At 50.7% G+C, this 11151-nt stretch carries 12 protein-coding genes, 3 tRNA genes and 2 pseudogenes; 2 read left to right on the top strand and 15 right to left on the bottom strand.

Annotated elements, in window-relative coordinates:
• Positions 1 to 59: 59 nt before the first annotated feature.
• From A7090_RS04645 to A7090_RS04625, 5 genes and pseudogenes are all read right to left on the bottom strand, one after another.
• Positions 60 to 254 (bottom strand): annotated as a pseudogene (locus tag A7090_RS04645) (S49 family peptidase); the annotation flags it as partial.
• Positions 244 to 1836 carry a phage portal protein gene (locus tag A7090_RS04640; protein ID WP_105273207.1) on the bottom strand — a complete coding sequence of 531 codons (1593 nt, stop codon included), beginning with the start codon at positions 1834 to 1836 and terminating at the stop codon, positions 244 to 246. The pseudogene A7090_RS04645 and the gene A7090_RS04640, both read right to left, overlap by 11 nt.
• Positions 1833 to 2039, bottom strand: a complete 207-nt coding sequence (locus A7090_RS04635) for a phage head-tail joining protein (RefSeq protein ID WP_000259002.1) — start codon at positions 2037 to 2039, stop codon at positions 1833 to 1835. Before A7090_RS04635 ends, A7090_RS04640 begins: the two co-directional genes overlap by 4 nt.
• Positions 2023 to 3951, bottom strand: coding sequence for a phage terminase large subunit family protein (locus A7090_RS04630; RefSeq protein ID WP_032205109.1), 1929 nt, complete (start codon positions 3949 to 3951; stop codon positions 2023 to 2025). The genes A7090_RS04635 and A7090_RS04630 overlap by 17 nt, the downstream gene beginning before the upstream one ends.
• A complete protein-coding gene (locus A7090_RS04625; RefSeq protein WP_001405844.1) occupies positions 3923 to 4429 on the bottom strand; it encodes a terminase small subunit in 507 nt (168 codons plus the stop codon). The genes A7090_RS04630 and A7090_RS04625 overlap by 29 nt, the downstream gene beginning before the upstream one ends.
• Before the next feature lie 427 nt (positions 4430 to 4856).
• Here A7090_RS04625 and A7090_RS04620 point away from each other — a divergent pair, with 427 nt between their 5' ends.
• Positions 4857 to 5090, top strand: a complete 234-nt coding sequence (locus A7090_RS04620; protein ID WP_032189194.1) for a YlcI/YnfO family protein — start codon at positions 4857 to 4859, stop codon at positions 5088 to 5090.
• A 57-nt stretch (positions 5091 to 5147) separates the two neighbouring features.
• Entirely contained in the window at positions 5148 to 5558 is a 411-nt protein-coding gene (locus tag A7090_RS04615) for a DUF1398 domain-containing protein (protein WP_000079508.1), read from the top strand.
• A 307-nt stretch (positions 5559 to 5865) separates the two neighbouring features.
• On the opposite strand, the gene A7090_RS04610 is transcribed toward A7090_RS04615, so the two are convergent.
• The 10 genes and pseudogenes from A7090_RS04610 to A7090_RS04570 form a co-directional block, all read right to left on the bottom strand.
• Positions 5866 to 6330: a lysis protein gene (locus A7090_RS04610; protein ID WP_001082537.1), complete on the bottom strand. Its 465-nt coding sequence runs from the start codon at positions 6328 to 6330 to the stop codon at positions 5866 to 5868.
• A 1-nt stretch (position 6331) separates the two neighbouring features.
• Positions 6332 to 6469, bottom strand: coding sequence for a hypothetical protein (locus A7090_RS26110; RefSeq protein WP_000459345.1), 138 nt, complete (start codon positions 6467 to 6469; stop codon positions 6332 to 6334).
• Between the two features lie 159 nt (positions 6470 to 6628).
• Positions 6629 to 7162, bottom strand: coding sequence for a lysozyme (locus A7090_RS04605; RefSeq protein WP_001092893.1), 534 nt, complete (start codon positions 7160 to 7162; stop codon positions 6629 to 6631).
• A gap of 36 nt (positions 7163 to 7198) precedes the next feature.
• On the bottom strand, positions 7199 to 7756 hold the full coding sequence (locus tag A7090_RS04600) for a hypothetical protein (protein ID WP_001015161.1): 558 nt from the start codon (positions 7754 to 7756) through the stop codon (positions 7199 to 7201).
• A gap of 3 nt (positions 7757 to 7759) precedes the next feature.
• Positions 7760 to 7975 (bottom strand): class II holin family protein, encoded by a 216-nt coding sequence (locus tag A7090_RS04595; protein WP_000284510.1) that lies wholly within the window; start codon positions 7973 to 7975, stop codon positions 7760 to 7762.
• A gap of 150 nt (positions 7976 to 8125) precedes the next feature.
• Complete coding sequence (locus A7090_RS04590; protein ID WP_000143004.1) at positions 8126 to 9979, bottom strand: SASA family carbohydrate esterase; 1854 nt, start codon at positions 9977 to 9979, stop codon at positions 8126 to 8128.
• A gap of 525 nt (positions 9980 to 10504) precedes the next feature.
• Positions 10505 to 10581, bottom strand: a tRNA-Arg gene (locus A7090_RS04585).
• Positions 10582 to 10594: 13 nt separating this feature from the next.
• A tRNA-Arg gene (locus tag A7090_RS04580) sits at positions 10595 to 10671 on the bottom strand.
• Between the two features lie 9 nt (positions 10672 to 10680).
• Positions 10681 to 10756 (bottom strand) — tRNA-Ile (locus tag A7090_RS04575).
• Between the two features lie 40 nt (positions 10757 to 10796).
• A pseudogene (locus tag A7090_RS04570) lies at positions 10797 to 10910 on the bottom strand (DNA methylase); the annotation flags it as partial.
• Positions 10911 to 11151: the final 241 nt, after the last annotated feature.

Raw genomic sequence — 11151 nt, 5'->3', positions numbered from 1 at the left:
CCCTGGAAAGTTGATCTGAGCTCTCAGTAAATATCAATACGGTTCTGACGAGCCGCTTACCCTCCGGCCATGTACTCGTCCGTTTCAGCCAGCATTCCGGGAGCATCAAGCTGTACCTGCTGCTGTGGTACCGAAAGACTTGCTGCCCCCATCTCGCGCCCGAGCGCGCAAAAGAAAACCCGCGCATAGGCGGGCTCCAGAAGCAGCGGTTCATTGAATGCTGCGGCAATAATGTGTGAAAGATTACGTCTCACGGGGTGTTGTCTCCTCTTCCGGCCTGCGACTCTCCGCTATCTGCTGCTGATACGCCTGCGCTATCCACACCGGACGTGAGAGTCCGGCTTTTTGCCGCTCTGCAGATTCCCTGACCTGCTGGCGGAAAATGTCCTGATAATCCTCGCCCATCAGCGCCAGCTCTTTCTCATACGTGCTCAGTCCGGCCTCAATGCGCATCACCGATTCCTGAACCTCCTTGAGCCCGTCAATGGCCATTCTTCCGGCACCAATCCACTCTGCCCGTGACCAGGCTGATCGCGCCTGATAAAAATCAAAACGCGCCCGTGGCGGACGGATAATCCCCCGAAGAAGTGCCTCTTCCAGCCAGCAGGAAAACATCTGCGTGGCCAGCCGGGCCGCAATAAATTTTCGCCGCCCCATAAAATAGCGCCACGACTCATTGGCAGAGGCCCTGGCACTTGAATAACTGACCTTCGAGTAATCACGGGACAACTGTTCGTAGGAAACGCCAAGACCGGCGGCGATATACCGCAGCAGCGCCTGTTCAAGCGCCGAAAATCCATTGTCTGAATCCTGCGCAGTCTGTAGTTTCAGATCATCCCCGGGGAAAAGGTGCGGAATTTTGACACCACCCAGCGTCACGTTATTCGTGTCATACCAGGTGGAGAACTTCTCCAGAATATTAATAAGCGGATTATCCTTCTGCCCCTGCGGCGCACCGGCGATATATTCAAAGGCCTTTTCGGTATCAAGGTCACTTTCAATCGTCGCTGCATACATGGCTTTCACAATGGCCGACTGAAGCTGTGTTGCCTGCAGGGAATCGAGCATCTTCAGCCGTTCCATGACGCTGTAAAACTGGTTGGCCCCACGGGTCTGCCCGTCCTCCACCGGCTCGAAAATATGCAGCATGGCCGGACGCCCGGTGGGAAGTTCACGCGGGATCCGTTCCCATCGTCCACTCCCGGAGCGAGGAAAATCATCCTCACAGATATGGTACGCAACGGCACGGCCATATCGATCGACCTCCACCCCGGCCCGCAGAAAACGGTTCCCCATACCGTGTCCTGGCGTGTCCACCCGTTTCGGACTCACGGCTTTAAAACGCGTACGGAATAACTGCGTGGTTTCCGTATCCCAGACCGGCTGCACAAAGATTTCGCCGTTAAACGCATGAACGCCCACACCTTCACGGATAAATTCCGTGAACGTGCGTTTTCCTTCCACGTCGATCTCGCCAGACATCCCTTCGGCGTATTCCGGCCAGGCCGCCTCCACCTCATCGACAAAGCTTTTTGCTGCGGTCTCCCGCATCCCCAGCCAGCGCCAGTTCGGACGGTAGCTGATAAGAAACATATGCCCGACAATGTGATCCTTATGCAGTGCCACCGCATTGGCCGCTATTCCGTTATTGCGCACCAGATCATCTGCCCGGGCATTCCCCAGACGCAACGCAGGCAGCAGGGCTGCATCGGCACTCTGCGCCGGTGGCAACCACTCCGCCATTTGCCCGCCAAATCCTGCACCGCCCCCGTTGTAGCTGAGACTCTCACGAAGCGGAACGCCGTTCACATCAATCAGGACAGGCGTTCGTTTCATAACCTCACTCCCAGCGGACGACGGCGACGCCGGGTTGTCCCCAGTACCGACTCCGCATCATTGATCGCCCGGTTAAGCTCATCCAGAGAAGCCGCCGTATATTCAATTCTGCGACCATCTTTCTGGACAGACACCACCCGTTTACCGGTTAATAAATCAAGGCGCGCCTGACGCAGCGCCTGCAGTTCAGCGACTGTAACCATTCACTCCTCCGGACAGCTTCGCTGCCAGTTCTTTCAGGGTTGGCCGGGTCGTCTCTTCTTCCCGGGATTTTGCCAGTACAGCCAGATCAAGCTGCCAGCGTTGCACGGACACACGTAATGCCGCGTAGGCATACACCAGGCAGTCCAGCGCTTCGTTACGCCGCTTTTTGTTATCCCACAGCAGACGCATCTTTCCTTTTTCCCACTTCTCCACCAGCTCTTCCGCCACCAGTTGCTGCGCCTCTGTCTGCGAAAAAATCTCCGGATCATCAGGAAAACGGATGGCATACGACGTGGCTTCATCCGCAGGCGAGGGATCGGCTTTCATACGGGCATAGAGAATTTCTTTTGCGGTGTCCGTTCCCACTTCACACAGATACACGCCCCGCTGATTGCGGGTTTTTGGCATGGTGATCACCGGCTTGCCATAGACAGATGCGCCTTTTACCGGCAGCACCCGGAAAACACCGTGTTTTTTTGATCTCTGATAAACAATTTCACCATCGATCCCCCCGGTGTCCCAGCAGACACGGGAAATAGTCATTTCGGTGCCATCCGCATGGCGGTATTTTTTGTTGATCGCCGCATCCACACGTAACAGCGTCTCTTCCTCATCAGGACGCCCCATAATGATGATTTTATCCACCAGAAAGGCTTCCTCTCCCGGAGCCCATCCCCAGACATACATCTCAAAACGGTTTCGCTGCGAGTCAATGCCCGCCGTCAGATAAACCACCCGGGCAGGCACCGCCGCCGTGTAACGCACCACCTTATCCATCAGTACCTGGTGATCGAGTTTTTCGCCCACGGCCTCTTCCCAGGTCTCGCCCAGCGTGGTGTTCACAAAGGTTTTCAGGCCGTTGGGATCTTTCAGTGCATCCAGCCAGTCATAGACAATCTGTACCCAGGTGGTGAACGGACTGTACGCCGTCCAGATATGGAACGTGATGGAGCGCGGCGGCGGAATTTCATCACCCCGGGCGCTGAAAAACGTCAGACCGTCACGGGTCCACATGCCCGTGTTTTCACAGATCCACCGCCCGTTGCTCTGGTCCAGTTCAGACTGATGGATCACGCAGCCATGATGTTCACAGAGGTAGAAAACACTTTCAGGGCTGTCCTTCTCCCATTTAAGCCCAAAAGGCGTGGACTCATCGCCAAATTTCAGATACTGCTCCTCCCCACAGTGCGGGCAGGGCACATAAAAACGCATAAAATGCGCCGACTCGTTAGCGGCTTTTTCGATCTGGCAGGTGCCTTTGATTTTAGGCGTCGAGCCGCGAATGGATTTTGGCCACACCGACCCCTCAATACGCTTATCCCCCAGCAGGGTTGGCGAGCCCTCTTTTTCGACATCCGGCTCGAACGAGGAAAGTTCGTCATAGCAGACCACGTCCACGGATTTTTCACGGTAGTTTTTGGCGGCAGCGCCGCCCAGGCACCAGAAACCGACGCCCGATGAAAAGCGTTTCAGCGTGAGAGTATTGTCACGATGTTTACGCCCCAGCCATGGGGAAAGGTCTTTCAGGCATGGCACGTTCCGAATCGTCGCCTCCACGTGAGACTTCATAAAATCTTCAGCGGCAGAATCCGTGGGCTGAAAAAGCAGACTGTTTCGGGATTTATGCTCAATAAAATACCCGACCACCCCCAGCAACATCTTTGTATAGCCAACACGGGCAGATTTAATCAGGTTAACCGTGCGAACCTGGTCGTTACCCATACAGTTCATAATGGCGATCTGGAATGGCAGCGTTTTCCATTCTCCCTCACCATATGAAGATTCTTTAGGCAGATAATAATTTTGATCAGCCCATTCAACTGCCGTCATTGGTACAACCCTGACCAGAGGCTGCAGCGCAACCGAAACGGCAGCCATCATATTATTCAGTTGTTGCTCTGATATATTCATCGAGTAAATCCGGTAATTTATCCCCTGCCCGCGCACACTGATTTGCCCCCTTTGCAATAAGGGTTTTCAGATGGTCAATATGACGTGGCGTTAAATCCGGGAACTGTCGCTGCATGGATAACGGAATGGAATCAAGCGTACTGGACAATGCCATCGCCAGTTTGCTGAGGGCGAAAACGCAGAAGTCTGAATCGATGAGCTTACCTTCGGTTACCTGATTTTTAAGTTTTTGAGCTACAGCCTGTTCTTCTGTCAGTTCAGCTCTGGCCCGAAGCAGCCTTTCCTCCAGTTCTCCCCCGTCATCAGGTGTTCTCTGATTGTGTTGTCGCCGCTCGCGATCTATCTCCAGTACAGTTTTAACGTCATATAAAACTTCCCTCCCCCGACGTTCAACAGGAGGAACGCCCCATTTATCAAATGCCTGAACAGAGATACCGATGGAGGAGGCCATATCACTTTTATTCAATAAAAAGGCCATCTCCTCTCCATAAGTCATCGATAAAAAGCGAAACAACAACCATGTGTTTTTGCAAAACCATTTGATATCATTGACATTTTTTGCATTGACGACATCAAAACACATCGTAAGGTTGTTGTATTTATTTTATTTTCACCTTACTTATCAATTAGATATACCAAACAATTAAACAACAACCACCCCCTCAAAAAATCTCATAAATAGTGAAAACGCGCGAGGTCGCCGCCCCGTAACCTGTCGGATCGCCGGAAAGGACCCGCAAAATGATAATAATTATCATCTACATGTCACAACGTGCATCTACGCCATCAAACCACGTCAAATAATTAATTATGACGCAGGTATCGTATTAATTGATCTGCATCAACTTAACGTAAAAACAACTTCAGACAATACAAATCAGCGACACTGAATACGGGGCAACCTCATGTCAACGAAGAACAGAACCCGCAGAACAACAACCCGCAACATCCGCTTTCCTAACCAAATGATTGAACAAATTAACATCGCTCTTGTTCAAAAAGGGTCCGGGAATTTCTCAGCCTGGGTCATTGAAGCCTGCCGCCGGAGACTGTGCTCAGTAAAAAGAGTTTCGCCTGAAGCAAACAAAGAAAAGAGTGACATTACTGAATTGCTCAGAAAACAGGTCAGACCAGATTGAAGCAATTTAGATAATCGTGCAGACTACGCCCCCTCATATCACATGGAAGGTACTACAATGGCTCAGGTTGCCATTTTTAAACAAATATTCGATAAAGTGCGAAATAATTTAAACTATCACTGGTTTTATTCTGAACTAAAACGTCACAATGTCTCACATTACATTTACTATTTAGCCACAGAGAATATTCATCTTGTTCTTGAAAACGATAATACGGTTTTAATAAAAGGACAGGGTAAGGTTGTAAATGTAAGATTTTCAAAAAATAAATGCCTTATAGAAGCCACCTTAAAAGGATTCAAATCAGGAGAGTTATCATTTTACGAATACAGGAAAAATCTTGCTACAGCAGGGGTTTTCAGATGGATTACAAATATCCACGAAAACAAAAGGTATTACTATACCTTTGATAATTCATTACTCTTTACTGAGAACATTCAGAACACTACACAAATATTTCCGCACTAAATCATAACGTCCGGTTTCTTCCGTGCCAGAACCGGACTCGCTGGCATGATGAAATATGTGTACCCGGTAACCCCGGTGTGCATCGTTTTTGATTATTCCCCCACACTTGTGCAGAAGGAGTTCCCCGTCAGGCTACAGTCATAATTAATGCAAGAGTACAGCGACGATACAGCGCACAGAAATAAATCAGGTATCCATTGACTTCACAAAGACGGTGCATAGCATCGACAGGAGTAATTGCGTAAATTGAACTCTTGGCACACTTTAGCCACCGGCGAATCTTCAGCGGATTATCCTTGGCCGGTTTTTATCTGAGGCATTGCTCTCGAATGTATAGCTGTGCCCCTTCAAGTTGTTTTTGCATTATTATCAGTCGCGCTCTGAGGGTGAAATAATCCCGTTCAGCGGTGTCTGCCAGTCGGGGGGAGGCTGCATTATCCACGCCGGAGGCGGTGGTGGCTTCACGCACTGACTGACAGACTGCTTTGATGTGCAACCGACGACGACCAGCGGCAACATCATCACGCAGAGCATCATTTTCAGCTTTCGCATCAGCTAACTCCTTCGTGTATTTTGCATCGAGCGCAGCAACATCACGCTGACGCATCTGCATGTCAGTAATTGCCGCGTTCGCCAGCTTCAGTTCTCTGACATTTTTGTCGCGCTGGGCTTTGTAGGTAATGGCGTTATCACGGTAATGATTCAGCCCCAGACTAAGCGCACCACAGGCCACCAGCAGGGCAATGATGACCACGCACAGTACGCGGTTCATTTCACCACCAGCGTATCTGACCGATGAAATAACCGGAGGCCATAATCACAAACACCAGCCAGATAAGAATGAACTTCCAGGTGGATAATTTTTCAGCCATCACTCGAATCTCCCGAATCAGTTTGCTAAAATCAAACACACTTTCTCCTTTGACTTTTCCGGAGTCAGGAAACACAAAACCCCGCTTGGTGCCAACAAACGGGGTTTTTACTTTTATTCACTTACGTTTCGCCAGTTCGCAGGATTTCATGTTATCCGCCCGCGTGGCCATGCTTTATTTTTCAGCAAAATATTCTGCTTATCTGTCGATACCCCAGCACGCCAGCGCGCTCTCCTGGTCACGACGGGATACCTGACCGTAGCAGTTGTTTGAACGAATACGGCAGTCTCTGCCACCGTCCTTAATCCACCAGCGAATCGCCTCACACGCTCCCCTGCGATCACCTGCATTAATTCGTTTATAAAACGTCGACGGGAAACACTTACCGGGACCAATGTTGTACGGACAGAATGACGCGATCCCCGCTTTCTGGGGTTCGCTCAATGGCACTTTGATGTTTTTCTCCACCCACGCCAGCGCTTTATCACGCTCAATGGCGTTAACCTGGTCGCATTTTTCCTTCGACAACTTCATGCCCGGAACGACAGGTTTGCCATCCACCATGATGGCACCACGGCAGATGGTCCAGATACCTGCACCATCACGGTATGCCGTGGTGTGATTGCCTTCCTTTTCATCCAGAAACTGGTCGAGAATGTCAGGCGCAGACGCACCAGCGGCAATCAGCGCCAGAACGGCAGCCGACAGGCCGTATTTGATTTTGGTGTTCATGGATATATTAAATATTCAGCCGCTGTCCCTGGCCCACTAAATACGCACTTTAAGATAAGTCAGCCCCGGATGAAGCCAGTAAGCCGGCACTTTTTTAAAGGGTGGAGTATTAAAATCACGAAGAAGAGCCTCCCGCACAATTGCATCCTTATCAGCACCACTGGCCAGCGCTTCAATCTCAGCGGCTACCTGAAGATATCCCATGCAACGGCCAACGCGCTTCATCAGCCCCTGCTTTTTATTGTTCTTCAGGTAATCAATGGCAAATTCAATGAGCTCCTCACTGTGCTGGTGCGATGGAGGTGTTACTTTCCCATTTTCTGAGATGGTTATTTTCCCGGCATCACCGGATACAACAAAGGATGGCCGGTTACACTCCCATTCCAGCTCACTGAAATTATCATTATGAATACTGAAACACTCTGCGAGATTTTTGCTCATCACTTTCCGACAATAATCGTCAAACGCAGCAAACTGCTCATCGCGGCGTTTTTTTTCATCTTCAGAATGCATCAGCGTCGACAGTTTTTTATTCAGTTCAGCAATTTCATTTTCCAGGCGACTGAAGCGCTGATTCATTTCTTCATGGTTCATTATTCACTCTCCCCGGGCGGCCTTACGCCGGTCCTCTCTGATTTTGAAATACAGGTTAGTCAGATATGTCAGCAGCCCAAACAGCAGACTTCCCAGCACGCCTATTGCCGCCCACTGAGACGGGGAAACCCTGTCCAGCAACTGCAGGAACCAGTAGCCCGTTCCCACCGCTGACGTGGTGTATGACACACCTGTTGTGATTTTTTCCATCTGGTACATACCCCGTCTCCCGTTATCCGGAAGCTGACAACAATAAAAAAAGCCACCAGTTAAGTACTGATGGCTCTGATAACTCATGCAGGCATCTCAGACGACCCACTGACACTACCGGTGAGTTTAACGATACCTTCCATTTGACTGGCTCACTTTTTATGATGATGCCGGTGCATTTATCTCCAGCACCAGACTTTCTATCTCAACGCCATACGCTGCATTTTTGGTAATATCCGTCAGCGTCAGCGCATTCAGCCCCAGTGTCAGACTGTCTTTTATGACCTGGAATGCCGGGCCAGCCACTCCATTCAGTTTCGGAGTAACCGTGGCACTGCCGGCGGTGAACACCAGCTCCAGCGTCTGCCAGTCGTTACTGTAATTCCCGAACTCGCCCAACTTTGTGTTTCCTGCTTTCTTGTGATGCATCAGATTCAGTTTGCCGTCTGTGGTCTGGGTGAAGAACGACATCAGGAACGGGTTACCGGTACCCGTCATCGCCACGACGTCAGGTAACGCTACATCGGTATACAGATAAATTCCCAGACCGAACTGATTGTTGGTCAGTGCGCCTGACAGTCGAAACTTACAGCTCAGTCTGCCACCCCGTGTCAGCAGGGAGACTGCGTCATCCACCGGGCGCGTCAGGGACCAGGTTTTATTGCTCTGCTTGGCGATCTTAAATACACCACCCGACAACTGAATTCCGCCGTCCTTAATGGTCCAGCCCTGCGCAGCAGCCTCTCCGGCTGTCGGCAGCAGGGAGATTGTGCGAACGGACGTATCTGTAGACGGACCCGATGGCGTGTCGCCGCCGGGCGAGGGTTTGATTTCCGGTGCCTTACCACTGATGAAGGCTGAGGTGCGCCCGGCTGCGTTCAGAATAGCGGTTGCCATACGATCGGGAATAATGCCACGACGCGCCCATGAGCTGAAATGCGTCGGGCGATTTGATGATACCCAGTTTTTGTTCGTTCGGGATGCCGAACCGTAATAACCAGACCCGACAATATCAGGATCTTCTGACGGGTTGTTTGTCGGTGTATTAACTCCGCTACCATCGGTCATAAAGGGAACAAAATAAATCTGCTGGGATTCTTTACCTTTATATGCACCATATACCACTTCATATTGCGTACCGTGTTCTTGTTTCCACGCGTATGTCGTGTCGCCACAAATCCAGGGGACTGATGCCGGACTTCCACCGTGACACTGCGCCGCCAGCCCGGCAAGGTCAGCACGGAACTGCTGTACCATTGCAAGAAATGCTGCTGGCTGCTGGGCGTAACTGGCATTCGTCATATCGAATTCCCCCTGCATCCAGCATATCGCCAGCAAAACGTTTTTCGGGTTTTTCTGCAATGCTGCCTTCGTGCGGAAAAGCAGATCCTGATATAACGGCTTACCCACTCCCCAGCGAGCCGAATCCTGACTGGCCCCCGTGGACTCGCTGAATGTCCCCTCCGTGCCCTGGGTGAATGCCGAACCACCACGACAGCATGGTACCAGCAGGATCCCCGCATTATTAGGGATATACGGAAGCAGTTTTTTGGCAATATGTAAGCCCTGTCCGACACAGCCGTACTGCCCTTTGCTCAGGTCAGCCCGGGGATGGTTAATCGTACTCATATCCTGAACATCATGCAGACAATGGTCAGCAGGAATGATGTCGTTAAATACGCATACTTCACCACCGGGAGTCACTGTGTTACGACGGGCCAGTTGCTTAATGCGCGGATGGGGCGCATCGTATGAATCCGGAAGCGGAAGCCCTTCACCGTAAGCCATGGCATTGGACTGCCCGGCCAGTACGATGACGTAGTACCAATCCGGCTCAGTTGCACCACTGACCATCACATCACCTTCTGCTGTAATCGCCTGCATCAGGGTATAAGGGGTTATGGCCACCGGACTACCAAACGGCTGCCAGCCCTCTTTCAGTTTGTGTGTCAGCTTTTCCGCAAGGTCTGACGGCGACGCCGCCCTGACAACATCATAATGTTTAAATGTCATTATTCCTCCCGGCCGGGATAGTGTATTAAATCAGATATGGAGTGGGCTGTAGTCCGGAAGCCTGAATGACACACGGGGACTACAGCCCAAGAAATGAAAAAAGGCCACGCAGTTGCGCAGCCTGATAAACCCTGGTTAAAATCCACACGATAAAAATGACAATGCAAGTATCTCATGCTGTTGCCCGAACCTACTCGGGCTTTTTTTGCATGTAAAAAGGCTCCTGCGATGAGGAGCCTGGATATATGCCTAATCTCTGTATACAGCATGATGCCGGGTGCCTCCCGGTGAATTCTGCAATGACCAGACAGAATCCGCAACTTGCCTATACAATACGCAACCAAACATCTGTCATTATGCCCCGCCGCCCAGGGGGATTCATCATGCAGGATTTTTTTAACAAACGCTCAGCATGTCAGGCAACAGTCGACTACCTGAATTGTGAGGCATTTAACATTTCACTGTCCGGTGTCTTTCCTGTAATAAAAAGCCCGCAAAAGAGAGTCAGGGCAGATAAGTGTGGTGTGGCGCGTTGTACTGGATTCGAACCAGTGACCGATTGCTTAGAAGGCAATTGCTCTGTCCGGCTGAGCTAACAACGCATGATGCTGATAATGGACCGCCATCGGGGACTTGAACCCCGCACAGCCAGCTTCGAAGGCTGACGCTCTATCCCGATGAGCTAATGGCGGTATGTGATATGGTGGCCCTTGCTGGATTTGAACCAGCGACCTGGCGATTATGAGTCGCTCGCTCTCACCACTGAGCTAAAGGGCCGGGCGCAGGATAATAACGGTACGTAACTAATCCTGCAATATCATCCGTTCTGACTGACTAAATCCTGAACTTCCCTGACCGTCTGCTCAAAACGTTCAGTCTCCAGCTCAACGCCAATTGCACGACGCCCCAGCGACATTGCTGCTTTGACGCTACAGACATAAAAAAGCCAGCCACTGGGGGAGGCTGGCAAACTCGTAGAGCAAAATGCTGTTACGCAAACTTCGTTACAGGGTCATCCTGCAATACAAAAAATACACAATATTTAGAAAACTAATAGTGCCATGTGCAATTTTTAAGATTTTGTTATTAATTGTGGTCGCACCTTCCTTTCTGAACCGCCCCGGTTTTCCTGGAGAGTATTTTACCTGTGAACTCAGGCTGCCAGCTCATCA

This window comes from Escherichia sp. MOD1-EC7003, from assembly GCF_002965065.1.
Taxonomy (GTDB): Bacteria; Pseudomonadota; Gammaproteobacteria; order Enterobacterales; family Enterobacteriaceae; genus Escherichia.
This window is presented reverse-complemented; position numbering and strand designations above follow the sequence as displayed.